Raw genomic sequence first — 22,369 nt, 5'->3', positions numbered from 1 at the left:
GAAATGGATAGGAAGAAAGTTATTGGGATTTTTTCTCATGTAGATGCTGGAAAAACGACCTTAACGGAGGCATTGCTCTATAAAAGTGGACAAATTACGCAACTAGGAAATGTCAATAAAGGAACGACTTTTTTTGATCAGCATCCGCTTGAAAGAAAACGTGGGATTACCTTTTTGAGTAAACCTGTTTCGGTTGATTATCAAGAAGGCTTTACGTTAATTGATACGCCAGGGCACATGGATTTAACGTTTGAAATGGAGCGTAGTTTGCAAGTCACTGATTTAGCGATTGTGTTATTAAGTGCCACAGAAGGTGTGACAGGATATACAGAAACCATCATTGATTTATGTGCGACTTATCAAGTACCCGTTATAGTATTCATTAATAAATGTGACTTACCAACTAGTGATGTGTCAAAAGCTTTCGCAGGATTAGAAAAAATAGACGAGCGTTTTGTCCTAGTTGAAGAATCAATTCATTCGCAAGCATTCCAAGAAAACTGGGCATTGCTTGATGAAAAGTGGTTGGCGCAAATCGATAAAGCAACAAGTGAGCAGTTCAACCAAGCATTTAGTCAAGCGGTCCAACAACGAAAATTGTTTCCTGTTATTAAGGGTTCTGCCGCACAATTGGAAGGAGTGGACATGTTGCTTGAATTAGTGATGTCTGTACGTTATGAAGCGAATCAAACGGACAACATCGGTCAAGTGTATAAAGTTTTGACAGAAAAAGGGCAACGAATTCATTTTGTTAAAGTATTATCGGGACGTTTTGCTGTCAAAGACCGTCTACATAGTCCACAATTACCAACTAGTGAGATGAAGATCAATCAACTCTTTGCGCAACATGAAAAATTAGTAGCTATTCAAGAAGCACATGCTGGCGAAATTGTTGGTATTGCCGGTATTACGGAATTGAAAATAGGCGATATTTTGGCAACTACGGATGTTTTCTTTGATAAACTTCCCCAAGTTCGCACATTAACTCGCGAACCAGCGTTAGAAGTCCAAGTTTTATCGGAATTATCGAGTGATGCGTTGTTACAACATTTCGCACAATTGGAGGAAGAAGATCCTTCTCTACAAGTACGATATGAGGAAGCGAACAAAGAAGTATTTATTCAGGTGATTGGACAGATTCAAATGGATTATATCCAAGAAAGTTTTGCTTTACGCTTCAATGAAGCCATTACATTTTCAAGACCAAGTGTATTGTACAAAGAGACGTTAGTTGAACCAGTACGTGGCAATGGTCATTATGAGCCTCTACGTCATTATGCTGAAGTTGCGCTTTGGATGGAGCCTGGGGAACAAGGACAAGGAATTCTCTTGAAAAATCAATGTTCATTGGAACAATTAACGACAAATTATCAAAAAGGCATCCTGCAGCATCTAACGGAAAAAGTGCATCGCGGTGTGCTAATTGGGGCACCTTTAACCGATGTAACAATCACTTTGCTTGCAGGAATTGCGCATCATCCAGAAACAAAAGGTGGCGATTTTCGTGAAGCAACTTATCGAGCTGTACGCCAAGGATTAATGAAAGCGACCAGTCAATTATTAGAACCGTGGTATCAAGTTAAAATTGTGGTACCTACAGATTTAGTCGGCAAAGTAGTTACTGATTTACAAAAATATAAAGGCGAAATTGCGCCAATTGAAGAAGCCGATGAAGAAACAACCACGATTGAAGGTATGGTTCCAGTAGCAACATTTTTAGATTATCCGATAGAATTTGCTTCTTTTACTAAAAATAAAGGACGCTTAACTACTACTGTAAAAGGTTATTATCCTTGTCATAATGAAGCCGAAATCATTACGGATTATTCATATGACCCAACTAGTGAATTGAACAATACCCCCAACTCGATTTTCTTTTCAAAAGGAAAAGGATATGATGTTGTGTGGCATGAAGTGGACGCAAAATGTCACATCCAGTTGAAATGAAACAAGAAAAACCATCAAAAACAGCATGGATATAAGGTGAAAGAGTGATTTTGGGTGTTACTTTGGTAGTTACTTGGTTTTTATATAGGTAATCATCGAGTGATTTTTGGATCTCTTCTTTAGTTAGTTTGCTGATAATAAGCCATTCGTTTGTATATTTATTAATTTCTATAATTTAAATCCCTTTAGGTTTACCAAGTAATTCGCTGGTGTTTACTAGGTTGTCTTTTGACGAGAATTGAACGCTGTAACGAAGAAAAGATGTATATCTTGTTTGTTTAGTTAAAAGCAAAGCCACCACTATTCGAAGAAAAGTCGCAAAGACGAAAAACCAAAGCCATTCTGTAAGTAGTGTATAACCTAAAAGTTTTGAACCTATTAATAATGTAAGTAAACTTAGTTCTACAGCTAACCATTTTTTCATAACTAAAAACCCTCCTTTATATATAATAATTATAGCGATTTCTGTAGGGCGTAACAAGAAAAGACAACGCACTTTCTAGTTAGTTGCATCGTACAATGATTGATTTTTATGTTAATATAATCACAAAAGGAGGTGGCAACATGCAAGCAACGATTTCCCATTCAACCGATTTAATAAATGGAGGATGTAATGCATGTCCAACAATCAAAACAATGTCATACACTCTTACGTTAGGTCAAGTCACCACTCCTCTTGAAGAATTGGATGTACCTTCCTTAGTTATGGCAATTGTTTTACAAGCTGGATTTCGGCAAACATTAGTCATGGATTTTATGGATGAATGTATCGAGTTCCAATATGAAGAGAAGCGAGTTCGATTTGTGGAACAATTTGGCAAACAAATCTATAAAACCGATGAACAGGAAATAATTTCTACGCAACACCAAAGTACAGAACTACTTTTTCAGCAGGTTAACCAGATTTTGACGGAGCTATTTGAGATAGAAGCAGTAGCATTTGTAGTTGTTTAGGACATGTGTTTTATTGAAAGAAAAATATAAAACAGGCTAGCTGACAATGAAGCACGCATGTCAGCTAGCCTGTTTATTTTTTCTCAATACAAAATAAAATAGGTGGTTGGTTTTGTTGATTGATAAATTGATAAGTTAGTACATTAAATAATTTTTGTGGAAGTGTTCGACAGTAAGTAGACACTGTTTCTAATTCTTCTTGCCCGCCTTCATGCCCATAATAAGAAACAATGATAATCCGTCCTTTGCGCACAAGGTGATTTAAACAACTGTCCAAGGCTTTCCGAGTTGTTTCAGGCAAAGTAATCACTTGTTTATCACTTTGGGGTAAATAGCCTAGATTAAAAATAGCTGCGTGAATTTCTTGATCTTTACCTAGGTAATCATCAAGATGTTGATGCCCATCATGAATTAACTGCACTCGATGTTCTAAATCATTGTCAATTAAACGTTTATGTGTAGAAATCAGTGCTTGTTCTTGTACATCAAATGCGTAAACTTTTCCGGTTTTACCTACTAATTCAGCTAATAATAAGGTGTCATTGCCATTTCCCATAGTAGCATCAACAACATAATTCCCAGGTTGTACCACTTCTTTTAACAAAGTATGACTAAAATGCAAGGCGGTTTGTAGCATGTAAAGGTTCCTTTCGTACATTGAATTTTCCTTGGTACGAATTTCTTCGCAGTAATTCTTCATCAATTGCATTCAATGTTTCCCATTTTTTTAAACTCCACATTGGACCTACCAACATATCCCGAGGAGCATCACCTGTTAAACGGTGAATGATTATTTCTGCTGGAATCATTTCCAACTGGTCACAAGTGAGTTCTATATATTGTTCTCGTGAAAGCAACTGTAAGCGACCTTCATGATAATCACGCAACATACGTGTATTACGCATCAAATGAAGCAGATGTAACTTAATCCCTTGAATATCTGAATCTAAAATTGTTCGTCGTACATTTTCCAGCATCATTTCGGGGGTCTCTTGTGGCAAACCGTTAATTAAATGGGTGCAGACACGAATCTGATGTTTACGCAATTTAGCCACACCATCAAGATAAGTTTGATAATCGTGGGCACGATTGATTAGATGACTCGTTTCTTCAAAAGTTGTTTGTAAACCAAGTTCTACCCAAAGATACAAACGCTCATTTAATTCTGCTAAGTAATCCACGACATCATCTGGTAAACAGTCGGGGCGTGTCCCGATTGATAATCCCACAACACCCGGTAGATTAATTACTTGTTCAAAGCGTTCTTTAATTTCTGCAAGGGGTGCATGCGTATTTGTGAAATTTTGAAAGTAGACGATATATTGATCAACATGGGGCCATTTTTGATGCATCCGTTTGATTTCTTTATTGAATTGGACTGGTAATGGGTCTTCAGGCGCTAAAATCATGTCGCCTGAACCAGAAACACTACAAAACGTACAACCACCATGGGCGACAGTTCCGTCACGATTCGGACAATCAAAACCGCCATCAATCACTACTTTAAAAATCTTACAACCAAATTCTTGGCGCAATGCATAATTCCAAGAGTGATACCGTTTATTTTTATCTTCTGCATAGATAAATGGATTCATAAGTAATGCTCACCTTCTGTTAAAGTTGCTTATTTTTAAAGCGCCAAACAAAGCGTTGTTTTTGATAATACGGGTAAGTTAACAATAACCACCCTAGACCTAGTGAAAAACCTCCAACAATATCACTAGGAAAATGTACGCCTAAATAAATACGACTCATACCAATTAAGACAATCCAGATACCTAAAAGAACTTGAACACCACGTTTTAAATAGGTGTTTTGGATAAATAAAGCAACAAAGAAAATTAATGTTCCGTAAAGTACCATACTTGCTGTCGAATGCCCACTAGGAAAACTATAACTATGCTCTGTGACTAGATGCTCAAGAGTTGGACGTTCTCGCATAAAGAGTAATTTAATCAAGGGATTAAAAATTCCAGCAATTCCAATAACCCCTAGAGAAAACCAAGCTGCTTCTGCATAACGTTTGCCATAGATCAAAACAAATAAAAGTGCTAGAAACAAAACGACAATTGTACTTGGATTGGCAAATTTAGTAATCCATAAGAAAAAAGGATTCCATGTCGGATACAACGAGCGTACACCATTGGTAATCACTTGATCGAAGGGCTGAATCCAAACTGGATAAAATTTGACAACGTAGCCCAAAAAAGCAAAAAGAACGAGTGAGCAACTGCCCACAAATTGTGTGTATAGTTTGTTATTCATAAAAACTCCTCTATATTTATTCAATTTAACGAATACATTATAGCATAGACTTTTTCGATGATAAAAAATCCATGGTAATTTTCCCATAAAAAATTAATAAAATATTCTGCGGAAAAACATGCTGAAACGTTGGTTTAATAAGGTTTTTTTAAGGATGTGTAGAAATGTACATATTACAAATATTTTACAATTTACATTTTGAGATATTTAAACTTTTATTAAGAAAAAATAACCTGTATACTAAAAAATGTAGTAAAAAAAGGTAATTTAAAAAAATGGAGGTCAAAAAATGGAGAAGGCTTTATCGAGAAAAGAACTGAAAAAAATAGAACAGCATCCTCTCTTATATCGTAAGATGAGAAAAAGTGCTGCAGTTTTGGGAAGTACTGTCACAGCTATTTCTGTTGCGACACCACTTTTACCAAGCGTTGAAGTAGAAGCTGCTGAAAATGAGTCTCAACAAAGCACTGTCTATTCTTCGACAAATTCTAACGCATATATTGAGCAATTAGCTGGTCATGCACAGACAATTGCTGGTCCTAATAACTTGTATGCATCTGTCATGATTGCACAAGCAGTTATTGAAAGTGGTTGGGGTCAAAGTGGCCTTTCTCAATCACCATACCACAATTTATTTGGTATTAAAGGTAGTTATAATGGAGAGACTGTGTATATGAATACACAAGAATATTTGAATGGACAATGGGTAACCATGAAAGAACCATTTAAAAAATATCCTTCATTCTCAGAATCATTCCAAGACAATGCAAATACATTAAAAAATGTTTCTTTGCAACCAGGTGTCTACTATTATTCAGGTGCATGGAAGAGCAATACTTCTTCTTATCGTGATGCTACTGCGTGGTTAACAGGTCGTTACGCTACTGCACCAAACTATGCGAGTGCTCTAAATAATGTTATTGAAAGCTACAACTTAACACGATATGATACGCCAGCTTCAGGAAACACTACTAATGAAGCGACGAATACAAATACAAGTACACAAAATAAACCGTCTACACCACCAACTCCGTCTACACCGTCGAAGCCAACTGCCAATGGTCAAAATTATACGGTTCAATCAGGAGATTCGGTTTGGTTAATTGCTGATCGCTATGGAATGACAATGGATGAGTTGTGCAGCCTAAATGGGATTCAAAATAATTTCATCTACCCAGGTCAAAAATTAATCGTATCAAAAGGTGACGCAACTTCTACTAACAAGCCAAGTCAACCAACCACACAACAAAATAAACCAAGTATACCATCCACACCAACAACGAATAATGGGGCGACATACACGGTCCAATCAGGAGATTCAGTTTGGTTAGTTGCTAATAAATACAGCATGACAATGGATGAGCTATGTAGCTTGAATGGGATTCAAAATAATTTTATCTATCCAGGTCAAACATTAAAGGTTAAAGGTGACGCAGCTTCTGCCAATAAGCCAAGTCAACCAAGTACGCCAAACAAACCAAGTACACCATCCACAAATACTGGAGCAACTTATACGGTTCAATCAGGAGATTCAGTTTGGTTCATTGCTGATAAATACGGCATGACAATGGATGAATTATGTCGCTTGAATGGTATCCAAGATAACTTTATCTATCCAGGTCAAACATTAAAGGTTAAAGGTGATGCGGCTTCTGCCAATAAGCCAAGTCAACCAAGTACACCATCTACGCCCAATGCAAATAGTGGAAGTCAAACAACTTACACAGTGAAATCAGGGGATTCAGTTTGGTTCGTTGCTAATAAATTTGGTTTAACAATGGACGAATTATCTAGTTTAAATGGGATTCAAAATAATTTTATTTACCCAGGTCAGACATTAGTAGTTGCTAAAGGTGGTTCTGCAAACACAAGCACACCAAGTCAACAAACGACACCAAGTACACCGACCACCCAAGCGCCAAATACTGGAAGTCAAGCGACCTATACGGTTCAATCAGGAGATTCGGTTTGGTTAGTTGCTGATAAATACGGCATGACAATGGATGAATTATGTAGTTGGAATGGGATTCAAAATAACTTTATCTATCCAGGTCAATCATTAGTTGTAAAAGGTAACTCGACTTCTGCCAATAAGCCGAGTCAACCTAGTCAATCAACCACACCAACAACTCCAGAACCATCAGCGCCACAAGCCAATAGCAACACTGGTAGTTATACAGTTCAATCAGGAGATTCGGTTTGGTTGATCGCTGATAAATTTGGTCTTACGATAGATGAGTTATGTAGTTTGAATGGAATTCAAAACAACTTTATCTATCCAGGTCAATCATTGATTGTAAAAGGTAATTCGACTGCTGCCAATCAGTCAAATCAATCAATCACGCCGTCAACACCAACTACCAACGTTAGTACAAACAATAATGCAGATAATGCGAATGTTACAACTTACACAGTAAAATCAGGAGACTCCGTTTGGTTAGTGTCAGATAAGTTTGGAATCTCAATTGATGAATTATGCAGTTGGAACAACATAGAGAATAATTTTATTTATCCAGGGCTAACTTTAAAAGTTGCTTAATCGTGAATTTCAGCGAATAGTTTGATAAAGTTCGTTTTTTCACAAATTTTCAAGAATAAAACAAAATCATTTTCAGGTTTTGGAAACCGATAAATGATTGATTTAAGGCACTTTCTTCTAAGAAGGTGCCTTTTTTATAAGTTTCTCATCCTATTTTAACATTAAAATTATGAAAAATTAATAATAATGTTCGTTATATTGAAAAAAGATTTGAAAAAGACAAAAGAAAAAAAGATTGACCAACAATCAATTGGTTCGTTACTATAGAAAATAAAACGAATCAGGAGGGGAAATGAGTGAATATCCAACAAATGCGTTATGTCGCAGCAATTGCCAATAATGGTAGTTTTCGCGAAGCCGCTAAAAAATTATATATCTCGCAACCAAGTCTTTCGCACGCAATTAAAGAGTTGGAAAAAGAGTTAGATGTGCAACTATTTGAACGTACGAGACAAGGGGCATCGTTAACTTCTGAAGGAATGGACTTTTTTCAATATACACAACCGATTTTGGCACAAGTTGAATTATTAGAAAATCGTTATTTAGCGAATGAAGAAAATGAGAAACATTTTTCGATTTCTAGTCAGCATTATGATTTTCTATCAATCATGATTAGTCAATTAGTGAAAGATTTTCCCGATTACAATGATTTTCGAATTTTCGAAAGTACCACTTTAAATGTAATTAAAGATGTCGAACAATATCGCAGTGAATTTGGTATTTTATTATTCAATGACTCCAATCAAGCAGGATTAAGTCGTCTATTGGAAAATGGGGAATTGGACTATGAAATTTTAACCACTTTCCAAACACATATCTTTATGCGTGAAGGACATCCTTTAGCGACGAAATCAGTGATTGAATTATCAGATTTACATGATTATTCGCAAGTTCGCTTTACACAAGAAACCAATAATTATACGTACTTTGCAGAAGATTTAATTGATTTTCCGGGGATTACACAAGTGATCCATACAAGTGATCGAGCGACTTTGACAGGGATTTTACAACGAACGGATGCTTATGGATCAGGTTCTGGATTAGTGGAAGATCCGCGCGGTCAAGGGATTGTATTAATTCCTTTAGCCAACTCACCAGAAAACAAAATGGTGATGATTAAAAAGAAAACCAGAAAGATTTCAGCAATTGGGGAAGCCTTTTTGACAAATTTGAAAAAATATTTCATTGATTTTCAAGAAACACAGAAAAATAAAAAGAAATAAATTGAATTTAACCTGCTTTTTTGATAGTATGAAGGCAATAATGACTTATGCATGTTTGAAAAGGAGTAGTAAGTAGCGTTCTTTTTTTAGAGAGTACATGGTTGGTGAAAATGTACAAAAGACCTGTTGAACTCGCCTTTGAGTGTATTGTTTTCTTAAAGCTTTAATCAAAAGTGTGTAGAGAAGACACGGTGTCGGCCGTTACAACGATTGAGGTTGGAGCATGTCCAACGAATATAGGTGGTACCACGTCAATTACGTCCTATAAGAGGCTTTTTTGTGCTTCTTATAGGACTTTTTTATTTTATTAAGGAGGAGTCAAGTAGTGAATTACAATCACAAAGAAGTTGAAAAAAAATGGCAAAAGTATTGGGCAAAAAACAATACATTTAATACGCATGATGAAGAAGGCAAACCAAAGTTTTATGCTTTAGACATGTTTCCTTATCCATCTGGTCAAGGGTTACACGTAGGGCATCCTGAAGGGTATACAGCAACGGATATTTTAGCACGTTTTAAACGTAGCCAAGGTTATAATGTGTTACATCCAATGGGGTGGGATGCGTTTGGTTTACCTGCAGAACAATATGCGTTAGATACAGGAAATGATCCAGCAGAATTTACAAAGAAAAATATTGAAACTTTCCGTCGTCAAATCAATTCTTTAGGTTTTAGTTATGACTGGAATCGTGAAATTAATACCACTGATCCAGAATACTACAAATGGACACAATGGATTTTTACAAAATTGTATGAAAAAGGGTTAGCCTATGAAGCAGAAGTAGCTGTAAACTGGGTACCAGAATTAGGAACAGTTATTGCGAATGAAGAAGTAATTGATGGCAAAAGTGAACGTGGCGGCTACGATGTTGTTCGTAAACCAATGCGTCAATGGATGTTAAAAATTACTGCTTATGCAGATCGTTTATTGGAAGATTTAGAAGAGCTAGATTGGCCAGAAAGCATTAAAGATATGCAACGCAACTGGATTGGTCGTTCAGTAGGTGCGAATGTGACATTTAAAGTCGCTGGGACGGATAAAGATTTCACCGTTTTTACTACACGTCCAGATACCTTATTTGGTGCAACTTATGCAGTATTAGCTCCAGAATTAGACTTAGTGAAGGAAATTACGACACCAGAACAAAAAGCGGCAATTGATGCTTATATTGATGAAGCTTCAAAAAAATCAGATTTAAACCGTACAGATTTAGCCAAAGAAAAAACGGGCGTCTTCACAGGCGCATACGCAATTAACCCAGTCAATGGCAAAGAAATTCCAATTTGGATTGCTGATTATGTGCTAGCAACTTATGGAACGGGCGCAATTATGGCGGTTCCAGCTCATGATGAACGCGACTATGAATTTGCTAAAACATTTAATTTGGAAATTATTCCCGTTCTTGAAGGTGGCAATGTAGAAGAAGCGGCGTTCACAGAAGACGGCACGCACATTAATTCTGATTTCTTAGATGGTATGAACAAAGAAGATGCGATTGCTAAAATGATTGCTTGGTTAGAAGAAAATGGTGTTGGAAAACAAGAAGTGAGCTATCGTCTACGTGATTGGTTATTTTCTCGCCAACGTTATTGGGGTGAACCAATTCCTGTTATTCATTGGGAAGATGGGACAACTACAACTGTTCCTGAATCAGAATTACCATTGCGTTTGCCAAAAACAGATGATATTCGTCCAAGTGGAACAGGTGAGTCACCATTAGCCAATATTGATGAGTGGGTAAATGTCGTTGACCCAGAAACAGGTAAAAAAGGCCGTCGTGAAACGAATACCATGCCACAATGGGCAGGTAGCTCATGGTATTTCTTACGTTTCGTTGATCCACATAATAAAAATGAACTAGCAAGTTATGAAAAATTAGAGCGTTGGTTACCAGTGGATATTTATATCGGTGGTGCCGAACATGCTGTATTGCATTTATTGTATGCACGTTTCTGGCATAAATTCTTGTATGATTTGGGTGTAGTCCCAACTAAAGAACCATTCCAAAAATTATACAATCAAGGAATGATTCTAGGCTCAAACAACGAGAAAATGTCTAAATCACGTGGCAATGTCGTGAATCCAGATGATGTAGTAGCACAATATGGGGCAGACACTTTGCGCATGTATGAAATGTTCATGGGTCCATTGGATGCGTCCATTGCTTGGAGTGAAAATGGATTAGAAGGAAGTCGTAAATTCCTTGATCGTGTATGGCGTTTAATTGTGGATGAAAATGGTAAAATGCGTGACCGTATTACCACATTCAATGATGGTAACTTAACAAAAGTTTACAATCAAACAGTTAAAAAAGTAACTGAAGACTTTGAAAATCTGCATTTCAATACCGCTATTTCTCAAATGATGGTCTTTGTTAATGAAGCGTACAAAGCAGATGCACTTCCTTATGAATATGTTGAAGGGTTTGTTCAATTACTTGCACCAATTGCGCCACACTTGGGCGAAGAATTATGGTCAATCTTAGGAAACGAGCAAGATATTTCATACGTTGGCTGGCCAATTTATGATGAATCAGCGCTTGTGGAAGATGAAGTTGAAATTGTCTTACAAGTGAATGGGAAAGTTCGCGCTAAAGTAAATGTACCAGCTGAAGCTAGTCGTGAAGAGTTAGAAGCAATTGCGAAAGCTGACGCAACTATTCAAGAACAAATTGCCGGAAAAACAATCCGTAAAGTGATTGCAGTACCTGGAAAATTAGTTAATATCGTGGCAAATTAATACCACTTTCGCTCCTTCTGTATTTTGCAGGAGGAGCGTTTTTTCTTTTGATAATAATTTGTTGGAATAAATGTGATACGTTAAAATAGTACTAAACAAAAAGGACGTGAGCCAATGAAAGTCGTAGCGATGATTGATTCATTTAAAGGATGTGCAACATCGGAAGAATTAAATGCTGCTGTTTTAGCAGGTTTGTCCGATGAAATTTGGACAGAAAAATGCAATATTCCGATTGCCGATGGTGGGGAAGGGACAATGGCAGCTATTTATGCAGAAATAGGTGGTACTTGGCAAAAAGTAAGCACATCTGATCCTATAGGAGAGCCAATTGAGGGAAGTTATTTGTTAAGCTCATTGGATGGTCAGACGATTGCTGTGATTGAATCAGCGGTGTTTATTGGCATTCATCTACATGAACCGTCTGATGCTGTAATTCGCCAAGCATCTTCTTATGGTTTAGGTAAAGTCATTCAAGATGCCCTCACGCACCGTGTTACAAAAATTTATTTCACTTTAGGTGGTAGTGCAACATCAGATGGTGGGTTAGGATTGTTACAGTCCATTGGTGCAACTATCGATGCGTCTTTAGGGAATCCTTTATTAAGCGTCCAATCGCTTGATTTAACAGGGATTCAAGATGTGTTTAAAGATGTTGAATTCATTGCATTAGCGGATGTGACGAATCCTTACCTAGGTAAAAATGGCTTTGCACAAACCTTTGCACCACAAAAAGGAGCCTCTGAAAAAACAGTTGTTGAAATGGAAGAACACGCACAAATTGTAGCCAAAGAAATTCTACACTTCACTAATTTGGATTTATCTTCTATTTCTGGTGCTGGAGCTGCTGGTGGTTTGGGTGGAGCGGTTATGCTACTAGGTGGAAAAATAGCACCAGGTTTTTTGACATTGCAGCAACTGTTGCGTTTAGAAGAAAAATTACAGCAAGCAGATTTGATTTTTACAGGTGAAGGGAAAATAGATGAGCAAACAGACCAGGGGAAAGTTCCATATGGTGTGATGAAACTTGCTCAAAAGCTTGAAATACCAGTGATTGGGTTGTGTGGGAGTCGTACGGTAGACATCGGTAAAATGACCGAGGGAACCCTCGGTGTTTTTAGTATTCAACAAGGGCCGATTTCTTTAGAATTAGCGATGGAAAAAGAGCGTACCCTAACAAATATTCAACATATCGCCCAAGAGTTAAGTCAGGTTTTTATGTATAAAAAATGAAGAGGCTAAGATAGTAGCCTCTTCATTGATGGTATTATTCTGCTTCGTATGTTACTTTGACATTGCCGTTAACGGCTTTAGAATATGGGCAAATGTTGTGTGTTTCTTCCATATATTTCAATGTTTCTTCTTTTGAAAGACCTTCGATTTTACCAATTAGATGGACTGCTAAATGTAATGTGTGGTAATCTGGTAAATCACCTAATAATGTTACTTCGGCACGAACGGAACGAGGTAAATCACCATGTCCATCACGTTCTAATGGGAAAATAAGTGCGCCGTTGAAACAAGCAGCAAAACCTGCAGCAAACAACTCTTCAGGGTTTGTATAACCTTCTTTTTTCGTTCCAGATGTTTTTACTTCAAAATCACCATTTAACGACTTACTTACGCCTTCACGACCGCCTTCGTTAATTACTGTTGAAACGCCTAATTTTTTACTCATACAAGAAACACCCTTTCGTTTTTAATCTATCTTAACTATAGTATAAAACGTGCAGAATGAAAACCGAAGTGCCTTATTATTGTGCACAAAAAAAGAGCGCAATCATTACGCTCTCGTTTATTTTTTTGTATAAGCAATTCCATAAAATAGTGCACCTGTAGCAATAATTGGTAAGAACAATACCAAAATTAACCCATGCGGAAGTGCTGAGCGAGTGTGCAGATGAGTGACATCTGGTAAACCTATCACACCCATTGCTGTTAACATTTTCCAACCTAAGAAACTAGCGATAACAACGACCAATGCAATAACTGCATAATAAAGAAATTTTCTTTGTTTGCCCATGAAGCGTATCCCCTTTAATTTTACATTCACAATTATTATACAAGAAATTAAAAGAAATGACAGAAAATTTTTTATAAATTTTCTATTGTAATCTTTTTGCAATAATTAGGCTTGGTTTTCGCGAATTAATCGTTGGGTAATATGGAAATCTCCCTCGTAAGGTTCTTGCACACCACGAACTTTCATCATTTGTTCGGTTCCTTTACCAGCTAAAATGACCGTATCTTCGGGTTGTGCCATTTCAACAGCTTTTGTCACAGCTTTGGCACGATCTAATTCAATCTCTACAGGTAAATTCGGATTAGTAATGGCTTGATAAATTTCCTCGGTAATTGCTGCAGCATCTTCAAATCCTGGATCATCGCTGGTTAAAATCGCAACATCCGCACATTCGCTTAGTGCGCGTCCGATATCAGGGCGACGAGAGAGCGCTTTGTCACCTGCACTACCAGTCACGATAATGACACGTCCATTGGGTCTTAATTCTTTGGCGAATTCGCCAATTGCTTTAATGCTTAAATAGTTATGTGCATAATCGATGAAGACATAGGTTCCATTTGGTTTTTCCAATAAGTTCATTCGACCAGGGACATGACTTTGTGGCAGACCGTTTTGAATGATTGTTTTTGACACGCCAGCTAAACGAGCGGTTAAAATAGTTGCTGCAGCATTGTCATGATTAAAGGTACCAAACAAAGCAAGTTGATAATCGCCGTTTGCTTCTAAGGTATCTTCGGATGCTTCTAAATGGAAACAGCGTGGATTTTCTAACGCTTGAATACGGTAAGTACCAGTTTTTTGTCCAAACGTGTAATAAGGAATCTGTTCTTTTTGGCAAATGTCTTCTAAAACATCAAAATGATCGCTATCATGATTTATCACCATTTGTTTACTGTTCAACAGCAATTGACGTTTGCATTCGAAATATTCTTCAAACGTAGCATGTTCAATGGGACTGATATGATCGGGACTGATATTTAAAAATATCCCTGTTTCAAAAGTTAAATGAAAGACACGTTTGGTTTTATAAGCTTGTGAAGAAACTTCCATTACTAAATGTGTCGTGCCACTTTCCACAGCTAAGGCCATTTGACGATATAAGTCTAAGGCTTCGGGGGTGGTTAATTTTGAGGCATAAAAATTTTTCCCATCTAATGTTGTTTCTTCGGAAGAAAACAGCGCAACTTTTTGTTGGAATGCTTCATCAAACACTTTTTTGATGAAATACGCAGCGGTTGTTTTTCCTTTTGTACCTGTGATTCCGATTTTGTACAGTTTATCTTGTGGTTGTTGATAAAATGCTTGGGCAACAATGGCCATTGTTTCGCGAATATCTGTGACCAGAATCCCTTGTGCATCGACTGCATAAGCGACTTCAGAAAGATAATAGGTGACCCCATCACGCACAGCAGCTTCTAAAAGTTCGGCTTTAAAATTAAGACCTTTACAAAAGAATAGCGTCTGCTCTTTTAGATCACGTGAATCATAAGAAATATACGTAAAGCTAGGGCCGGCTGTTTCTTGTGCCAGTTGAACCCATTTTTTTGTATCTTCGTTTTCTTGAAGTAAATTGTGTTTGATTAAAAGGTTACATAGTTCATTCATTGTCATGGAATACATAAATAAGTTTACTCCTTGTCCTAAAGTTCTAGCTAATTATAGCATAGGATATCAGAAACGGGCATTTTCGCAAGTTGAAATATTAAAAGGGTGTAACGAATAGAAAAATAGATTGCGACAAACAGCATTTCGCATTAGAATAAGAGATATGTATGAAAGAAAGTGGAGAAGAACTCAATGACAGATAATACAAAACAGACTTCATCTGAATTGACAAATGAAGACAAAATGGCGCGTGGTTCTGCTTGGATGACCATTGGCAATATTGGCTCTCGTTTGATGGGCGTTATTTATATTTTGCCTTGGTATTATTGGATGGGTGAGTACGGCGATGTAGGGAATGCTTTATTTAATATGGGGTACAATGTTTATGCCTTGTTCATTATGGTGTCAACAGCAGGAATTCCTGCAGCGATAGCTAAACAGGTCGCATACCACAATTCCAGACAAGAATATCGCATAAGTCAGCGCTTATTCCATCGTTCCTTGCAAGCAATGGCGATTTTAGGATTGGTCAGTGCGTTAATTATGTATTTTGCCGCGCCGATGTTGTCACAAGCTGCGGGTGGTGGTGTTGATTTAATTCCTTCGATGCGTTCGTTAAGTGTCGCAATTTTAGTTATTCCAGTGATGAGTGTCATTCGCGGATACTTCCAAGGGATTCAAAACATTGCGCCGTTTGCGATTTCGCAATTAGTGGAACAAGTGGCACGCGTTGTGTATATGTTGATAGCGACCTTTATGATTATGGAATTAGGGGATGGCGATTATGTTGCGGCTGTCACACAATCAACGTTTGGCGCGTTTATTGGTGCGTTAGCAGGTACAGCTATTTTAATTTATTATTTCCGTAAAGAGAAAATTAAAATGGATATTTTAGCAGAACATAGTAAAGAAACTGGTGAAGTTGATACCATTAAATTATTGGTTTCAACAGTAAAAGAAGCTATTCCGTTTATTATTTTAGGAGCAGGATTAACAATTTTTAAATTAGTTGACCAATATACATTTGTTCACACGATGAGTAGTTTTACGGAATATTCTCAAAATCAATTAATCGCTTTGATGGCTTTATTTGGTGGGAATCCTGACAAATTATCAATGGTAGTCATTGGTCTAGCAACTTCAATGGCGATTGTGGGTATGCCATTGTTAACAGAATCTTATGCCAAACAAGATTATGCGGGAATGGCAAAATTAGTGAGCAATAACTTACAGTTATATGCATTTGTGATGTTACCTGCAACGCTCGGTATGATGATTTTAGCGTATCCCTTAAATACGATGTTTTATAAACCAGATCAATTAGGTGCGAATCTATTGATAGCAGTCTGTGTGTCTGGTTTGATTCAAGGGCTATTTATGGTTACGTCTATGATGTTACAAGGAATCTATGAAAATGGTTCTGCTGTGTTGTTCTTTGTCATTGGTTTAGCTGTTAAACTAGCGACACAATCTGTGTGTATTCACACGTTAGAAGCATATGGACCGATTGTTTCAACCACTCTAGGAATGGGCGTTACCTGTTACTTAAATTTATGGAAAATCCATAAAAAAACCCGTTTCAATATGAGTCTTACGTGGAAACGCACCGCATTGATTACTGTGATGACAGCGATTATGGTGGCATTTGCTGGAGTAACAAAGTTTGGTTTAGAAATGTTCTTAAATCCCGATAGCAAAGTCCAATCCTTCCTGATTATTTTGATTGTTGCAGGTGTGGGTGTGCTAGTCTATGTCTATATTGCCTTGAAACTACGCTTAGCAGATAAATTACTTGGCTCAGGGATGGCTCGTTTTAGAAGAAAATTACACATTAAATAACAGGTTCGGAAGGCATTCTCTTCCGAACTTTTCTATTGAAAAGGAGAAAAAATGCGTTTAGATAAATATTTAGCCGATATGGATTTCGGCTCACGAAAAGAAGTGAAACAGTTTATCAAAAAAGGATTGGTTTCAGTCAACGGTACCGTTGTGAAATCAGATAAATTTCAAGTCAATGAAAACGAAGACAACGTAGTATTTGATGGTGAACCCGTTGTCTATCAAAAATATTTTTATTATTTGTTAAACAAACCAGCCGGCGTTATTTCAGCAACTATTGATGATTATGATGAAACGGTCATGGATTTATTTGATGATGAGGATTATCGGGATGATTTATTTCCAGTGGGGCGTTTAGATAAAGATACAGAAGGCTTGTTGGTTATTACCAATGATGGTGCATTAGCTCATCGCTTGTTGTCACCAAAACGTCATGTTGAAAAAGAATACTATGCGCAAGTGGCAGGTATGATGACGCCAGCCGATGTTGTTGCTTTTGAAAAAGGCCTAACGATTGATGGCGGCGAAGAATGTTTGCCTGCTAAATTAATGATTGATACTGTGAATGAGGTTGAAGAAACCTCTGAGATTCGTTTGATTTTGCATGAAGGGAAATTTCATCAAGTGAAGCGAATGGTTCAAGCGGTGGGGAAAGAAGTGACCTATTTAAAACGGATTCGGATGGGTGGCTTGTCTTTAGATGAAACACTTGATTACGGGGAACATCGGGGGTTAACCGAAGCAGAATTGGTATTATTAGAGCAAAAGTCGTAAAAAAAGCTTTGATTCGCCCTCGAATCAAAGCTTTTTTATTCCCACAATCCGGGTTTGGCGGTTACGTGCATTTGTTCTTTCGTAAACGGATGCACTAAAAACATTTCCGAAGCATGGAGTAAGAGTCGCTTGCCTTTTTTATTTTGATACAAAGGATCGCCGACAATCGGATGACCAATACTTGCCAAATGAACGCGAATTTGATGGGTGCGACCAGTGTCTAGGACACAGTAGACTTCACTAGTTTTTTGTTGCACGGCATGGACTTCGAGATGCGTAATCGCCGTTTTTCCTTTTCGTTCGTCGATGACACGTTTGCGTCGGTCATGACGGTCACGACCGATTTTTTTGGTAATCGTGCTATTTTTAGTCAATTTTCCCCAAACAACTGCTTGATAGCGTCGATAAATGGTTTTTTGTTCCAATAATCGACCTAAAATAGGCAAAACGAGCGGGTTTTTAGCAAATAAAATCACGCCACTGGTTTCTTTGTCTAAACGATGAACAACATACGCACGTTGTTGTTTTTCAGCGAGATAAGCAGCTAAATCATTTAATAACGTATCGGTTTCATCTGGTTGGTTGGGATGTGTTTTGACACCAGCGGGTTTATTAACGAGAATAATATGCTCGTCTTCAAACAGCGGTTGAATGGTTTTTTTATTACCAAGGTGGATATCTTGATACTGATAATCGGTTTCTTCTAAGCGTAACGTGATAACATCGCCCGCTTTAATTTCTTGATGAAACATCGCTGTTTCATGATTTAATAAGACATTTTTTCGAACGCGTAAAAAGTGTCGGACTTTTCGAGGAACCAACCATTCCTTTTCAAGTAAGTCGCGAATTGTCATTGGTTGTTGTGAAGCAGGTAAAGTAATTGAATATTCCACAGTCAATGCTCCTTTCGCCTGTCATTATATCATCTTTAACGCTTTTTTAAGAAAAAAACAACGAAATTGTGACATTTCAATGGTAAACTAGGCAAAGTCGAAGTCTGTGTTAAAATGACGGAACTTACGTCTTTAGTCGTATTTTTTTATGAGAAAAATGTGCTACACTTTGATAGAGGAGGGGAAGCGATGGATTTTCAGCGCTTTTTAGCTACAATTAAAAAATATTTAGGCATTATAAAAGAATATTTGATTCGTTTTTGGCAGTGGGTGAAACCGTATTTGATTCAATTTCATCAATGGCGCAAACGGGTATGGAAAAAATATCATGTCAATAAAATTATTATTTTATTCGCATTAGTTGGCGCTTTAGTCATGAGTATCTACTTATTTTATATTGCAAAAACAACTAAGGTCTCAGAATTGGAATCTGGCTTGCGAGAATCCACGATTATTTATGACAAAGATAATCAAGAGGCTGGACGAATGTCGGCACAAAAAGGAACCTATGTGGATTTAGAGCATGTCTCGCCTTATGTGGTAGACGCAGTTATTTCTACGGAGGACCGTAGTTTTTATAGTCACCATGGGTTTGACATTAAAGGGATTGGGCGTGCAGCCGTCCGAATGGTGATTAATCGCAGTACTAGCGGTGGTGGTGGGAGTACCATCACACAGCAATTGGCCAAAAATGCCTATTTAACGATAGACCAAACATTTAATCGAAAAGCCAAAGAAATCTTTTTAGCTATCGAAATTGAAAAAAAATATTCGAAAGATGAAATTTTGGCAATGTATTTAAATACATCTTATTTCGGCAATGGGGTTTGGGGGATTCAAGATGCGTCTCAAAAATATTTTGGTGTGAATGCGACAGATCTAACTATTGGTGAAGCAGCAACTTTAATCGGAATGTTAAAAGGGCCATCGATTTATAATCCCATTGACGAACCAGAAGCAGCAACGAATCGTCGGGATACTATTTTGCAGTTGATGGTTGAAAATGGCAAATTAGACCAAGCATTAGCTGATCAAGAAAGCCAAGTCGCCATTACTGATTTATTATATGATACGTATGACCAAACGGATGCTGGCTATCAATATCCATATTACTTTGACGCGGTGATTAATGAAGCAGAACGTGAATATGGGATTGAAGACGATGATTTAATGAATCGCGGGTATAAAATTTATACTTCATTAGACCAAAATTACCAAAATGCGATGCAGGACACGTATGCAGAAAATGGGTATTTCCCACCGAATGCTGAAGACGGTACGATGGTACAATCTGCTTCTGTAGCGTTAGATCCTGCGACAGGTGGGGTTCGTGGATTAATTGGTCGTCGTGGGGACTACACCTTTAGAGGATTTAACTTTGCGACAGACATGAAACGTTCACCAGGTTCAACCATTAAACCATTGAGTGTGTATGCTCCTGCACTAGAAGCTGGCTACAAACCAGATAGTATTTTAAAAGATGAACCACAAAGTTATTATGAGGCAAAAAACTACAGTGGAACCTATGAAAATGAAGTGCCAATGTATCAAGCTGTTGCGCGTAGTTTAAACTTGCCAGCAGTGTGGTTGTTACATGAAATTGGGCTGGACAAAGGATACAATAAAGCGAAAGCATTTGGTTTGAATTTGACCGAATCTGATAAGTATTGGGGTGTCGCATTAGGAGGATTAGAATACGGTGTTTCTCCAATGACGATGGCTGGCGCGTATGGTGTTTTTGCCAATGGTGGAACTTTATATACACCGCATTTGATCACGAAAATTATCGACTCAACCGGTGCGGTGATTGTCGATAACACCCAACCAAAAGGCAAGAAAGTCATCTCTAAAGAGACAGCCGATGAAATGACAAGTATGTTATTAGGGACCTTCTCAAATGGAACAGCGATGGAAGCTGCACCTTATAACTATACTGTTGCTGGTAAAACAGGAACAACTGAAACGAATTTTGATGCTTCAAAAAATAATGACCAATGGATTGTAGGTTATACACCAGATGTGGTCATTTCTACTTGGTTGGGATTTGAAAAAACCAGTAAAGACCATTATTTAGTCGGAACCAGTGGTGAAACAGTGGGGCCAATTTTCAAAGCTCAGGCAGAAGGGATTTTACCTTATACAACGGGTACTAATTTTGCTGTTGCTGACGCTTATTGGACAGATGGTCAAGTAATGTCACCAGACGAAGCACCAGAAGAACAGACAACGCCAGAAGAAAAACAACCATGGCAAGACGACTTAGATAAATTTACCGAAGATGCCAAAGAAGGCATGCAAAAATTCGGCGAAAAAGTCACAGAAGGTGCTAAAGACCTATTCCGGGGAATTCGGGATAGACTAAGATAAGCATTAGCCACATGAAATAGAACATGTTACAATATGGATATCTTTAAAGAAAAGCGAGGGACAATTATGTCTAACATTTATGATACAGCCAATCAATTAGAACGTGAAATTCGTGAAATGGAGCAATTCCAAGAATTAAGCGATACATTTGCTAAACTAAAAGCAGATGAACAAGCGTTTGGTCTGTTCAAACAATTCCAAGAATTCCAAATGTCACTACAACAAAAAATGGCTGCTGGTGAAGAAATGACTGATGAGGATGCACAACAAGCACAAGCATTAGCTGAAGAAATTCAAAAAGAAGCATTGATTGCTGATTTAATGCGTGTGGAACAATCATTTAGTACTGTGATTAACGATTTAAATCGTATCATCATGACACCTTTAAGAGAATTATACCAAGACTAATTAAAAAGGAGCGGCATGCAACAGCATGCTACTCCTTTTTTTTAATTTTTCTTTTTCCAGAATTGGTACCATTTCTTTTGTTTGGCTTCTAAATCAGCTTTCAAGTCCGCTAATTCTTTTTCTAATTGCTCTTTTTCAGTTGATAGAGCTTCTGCTTTTTTCATTTGTTCTTCTAATTTAGCAACTTGTGCTTCTAGCTCTGCTGAACGTTTGTCTTCTTCTTCATTTGATTCTTTCGGTGCTTCTAAAGCGAAATATTGATGCAATTCTTTGATTAATTTTTTATCTTCGGCATTTAATTGTTGTTGTTGATCGATTAGTTTTTGTAATTGCTCAATTTGCTCATCTTTTTTCGCTAATTGCTCAATTAAATAATCATTAATTGGGCTACTTACTTCCTGTTGAGGTGTTTCCTCATTGATGTCTTCCCCTAGTTCATCAATAATGCGTTGAACCCCATTTTCTTTAATGTAAATAGTGTTGTTTTCTTTATAGTAATGATCTTCAGGTAATTTCTTGTAACGATAGATTATTTTATCGCGAGATACGCCTAATTCATTCGCTAATTGAGTCAGTGTTTTGCCTGTTTGTTCTGCCATAATTTTTATTTCTCCTTTACCTAGTAATTACTTAGGGATTATCTAAGTATTTCAATAGGTAGATTCTATCATAAATTTCACAAGAAAGCTTGAATAATCTCTATATTTTTATTTTTTTCTGCGTAAGCGCATTGTTTTACCGAGGTAATGATGATGGGGAGGTCAAAAAAACAGTAGAGGCGAACGAATTTTCGTG

Annotated in this window: 19 protein-coding genes and 1 other annotated feature; of the genes, 10 read left to right on the top strand and 9 right to left on the bottom strand. The window is 37.3% G+C overall.

Annotated elements, in window-relative coordinates; translation table 11 throughout:
* The first annotated feature begins 3 nt into the window (after positions 1 to 3).
* Complete coding sequence (locus tag PYW32_RS12550) at positions 4 to 1,947, top strand: GTP-binding protein (RefSeq protein ID WP_016173934.1); 1,944 nt, start codon at positions 4 to 6, stop codon at positions 1,945 to 1,947.
* A 175-nt stretch (positions 1,948 to 2,122) separates the two neighbouring features.
* Here the strand turns inward: PYW32_RS12550 and PYW32_RS12545 are convergent, their stop codons facing one another.
* Positions 2,123 to 2,371 (bottom strand): hypothetical protein, encoded by a 249-nt coding sequence (locus PYW32_RS12545; RefSeq protein WP_016173935.1) that lies wholly within the window; start codon positions 2,369 to 2,371, stop codon positions 2,123 to 2,125.
* Between the two features lie 140 nt (positions 2,372 to 2,511).
* On the opposite strand from PYW32_RS12545, the gene PYW32_RS12540 reads away from it, so the two are divergent.
* On the top strand, positions 2,512 to 2,901 hold the full coding sequence (locus tag PYW32_RS12540; protein WP_016173936.1) for a DUF4809 family protein: 390 nt from the start codon (positions 2,512 to 2,514) through the stop codon (positions 2,899 to 2,901).
* A 73-nt stretch (positions 2,902 to 2,974) separates the two neighbouring features.
* Here the strand turns inward: PYW32_RS12540 and mnmM are convergent, their stop codons facing one another.
* The 3 genes from mnmM to PYW32_RS12525 are packed head-to-tail and all read right to left on the bottom strand — an operon-like array spanning position 2,975 to position 5,166.
* Positions 2,975 to 3,538: a tRNA 5-(aminomethyl)-2-thiouridylate-methyltransferase MnmM gene (gene mnmM / locus PYW32_RS12535; protein WP_016173937.1), complete on the bottom strand. Its 564-nt coding sequence runs from the start codon at positions 3,536 to 3,538 to the stop codon at positions 2,975 to 2,977.
* Positions 3,513 to 4,496: a tRNA modification radical SAM protein MnmL/YtqA gene (gene mnmL / locus PYW32_RS12530; protein ID WP_016173938.1), complete on the bottom strand. Its 984-nt coding sequence runs from the start codon at positions 4,494 to 4,496 to the stop codon at positions 3,513 to 3,515. Before mnmL ends, mnmM begins: the two co-directional genes overlap by 26 nt.
* 19 nt (positions 4,497 to 4,515) lie before the next feature.
* The gene (locus PYW32_RS12525; protein WP_016173939.1) at positions 4,516 to 5,166 is read right to left on the bottom strand and encodes a phosphatase PAP2 family protein; all 651 of its coding nucleotides are present in this window, start codon (positions 5,164 to 5,166) and stop codon (positions 4,516 to 4,518) included.
* Between the two features lie 289 nt (positions 5,167 to 5,455).
* On the opposite strand from PYW32_RS12525, the gene PYW32_RS12520 reads away from it, so the two are divergent.
* From PYW32_RS12520 to PYW32_RS12505, 4 genes are all read left to right on the top strand, one after another.
* Positions 5,456 to 7,705: a LysM peptidoglycan-binding domain-containing protein gene (locus PYW32_RS12520; RefSeq protein ID WP_016173940.1), complete on the top strand. Its 2,250-nt coding sequence runs from the start codon at positions 5,456 to 5,458 to the stop codon at positions 7,703 to 7,705.
* A gap of 296 nt (positions 7,706 to 8,001) precedes the next feature.
* Positions 8,002 to 8,928 carry a LysR family transcriptional regulator gene (locus PYW32_RS12515; protein ID WP_016173941.1) on the top strand — a complete coding sequence of 309 codons (927 nt, stop codon included), beginning with the start codon at positions 8,002 to 8,004 and terminating at the stop codon, positions 8,926 to 8,928.
* Between the two features lie 47 nt (positions 8,929 to 8,975).
* Positions 8,976 to 9,196 (top strand) — a binding site (T-box leader).
* Between the two features lie 57 nt (positions 9,197 to 9,253).
* Entirely contained in the window at positions 9,254 to 11,668 is a 2,415-nt protein-coding gene (leuS, locus tag PYW32_RS12510) for a leucine--tRNA ligase (protein WP_016173942.1), read from the top strand.
* 114 nt (positions 11,669 to 11,782) lie between these two features.
* A complete protein-coding gene (locus PYW32_RS12505) occupies positions 11,783 to 12,898 on the top strand; it encodes a glycerate kinase family protein (RefSeq protein ID WP_016173943.1) in 1,116 nt (371 codons plus the stop codon).
* A 34-nt stretch (positions 12,899 to 12,932) separates the two neighbouring features.
* On the opposite strand, the gene PYW32_RS12500 is transcribed toward PYW32_RS12505, so the two are convergent.
* From PYW32_RS12500 to murE, 3 genes are all read right to left on the bottom strand, one after another.
* Positions 12,933 to 13,343, bottom strand: a complete 411-nt coding sequence (locus PYW32_RS12500; RefSeq protein WP_016173944.1) for an Ohr family peroxiredoxin — start codon at positions 13,341 to 13,343, stop codon at positions 12,933 to 12,935.
* Positions 13,344 to 13,460: 117 nt separating this feature from the next.
* Complete coding sequence (locus PYW32_RS12495) at positions 13,461 to 13,688, bottom strand: hypothetical protein (protein WP_016173945.1); 228 nt, start codon at positions 13,686 to 13,688, stop codon at positions 13,461 to 13,463.
* A 105-nt stretch (positions 13,689 to 13,793) separates the two neighbouring features.
* A complete protein-coding gene (gene murE, locus PYW32_RS12490) occupies positions 13,794 to 15,308 on the bottom strand; it encodes a UDP-N-acetylmuramyl-tripeptide synthetase (RefSeq protein WP_016173946.1) in 1,515 nt (504 codons plus the stop codon).
* A 177-nt stretch (positions 15,309 to 15,485) separates the two neighbouring features.
* On the opposite strand from murE, the gene PYW32_RS12485 reads away from it, so the two are divergent.
* Positions 15,486 to 17,132 carry a putative polysaccharide biosynthesis protein gene (locus PYW32_RS12485; RefSeq protein WP_016173947.1) on the top strand — a complete coding sequence of 549 codons (1,647 nt, stop codon included), beginning with the start codon at positions 15,486 to 15,488 and terminating at the stop codon, positions 17,130 to 17,132.
* Between the two features lie 51 nt (positions 17,133 to 17,183).
* Positions 17,184 to 17,906, top strand: coding sequence for a pseudouridine synthase (locus tag PYW32_RS12480; protein ID WP_016173948.1), 723 nt, complete (start codon positions 17,184 to 17,186; stop codon positions 17,904 to 17,906).
* Between the two features lie 35 nt (positions 17,907 to 17,941).
* On the opposite strand, the gene PYW32_RS12475 is transcribed toward PYW32_RS12480, so the two are convergent.
* Positions 17,942 to 18,799 carry an RluA family pseudouridine synthase gene (locus PYW32_RS12475; RefSeq protein WP_016173949.1) on the bottom strand — a complete coding sequence of 286 codons (858 nt, stop codon included), beginning with the start codon at positions 18,797 to 18,799 and terminating at the stop codon, positions 17,942 to 17,944.
* A gap of 189 nt (positions 18,800 to 18,988) precedes the next feature.
* Between PYW32_RS12475 and PYW32_RS12470 the strand changes: the two genes are divergently transcribed.
* Positions 18,989 to 21,166, top strand: coding sequence for a PBP1A family penicillin-binding protein (locus PYW32_RS12470; RefSeq protein WP_016173950.1), 2,178 nt, complete (start codon positions 18,989 to 18,991; stop codon positions 21,164 to 21,166).
* A 66-nt stretch (positions 21,167 to 21,232) separates the two neighbouring features.
* Entirely contained in the window at positions 21,233 to 21,574 is a 342-nt protein-coding gene (locus PYW32_RS12465; protein WP_016173951.1) for a YlbF/YmcA family competence regulator, read from the top strand.
* Between the two features lie 41 nt (positions 21,575 to 21,615).
* Here PYW32_RS12465 and PYW32_RS12460 read toward each other — a convergent pair whose 3' ends face one another.
* Entirely contained in the window at positions 21,616 to 22,173 is a 558-nt protein-coding gene (locus PYW32_RS12460; protein ID WP_016173952.1) for a DUF536 domain-containing protein, read from the bottom strand.
* Between the last annotated feature and the right edge of the window lie 196 nt (positions 22,174 to 22,369).

It is taken from the genome of Enterococcus saccharolyticus subsp. saccharolyticus (assembly GCF_029023825.1).
Taxonomy (GTDB): Bacteria; Bacillota; Bacilli; order Lactobacillales; family Enterococcaceae; genus Enterococcus_F; species Enterococcus_F saccharolyticus.
The sequence above is the reverse complement of the archived record's forward strand: the minus strand, read 5'-3'. Positions and strand labels throughout refer to the sequence as shown.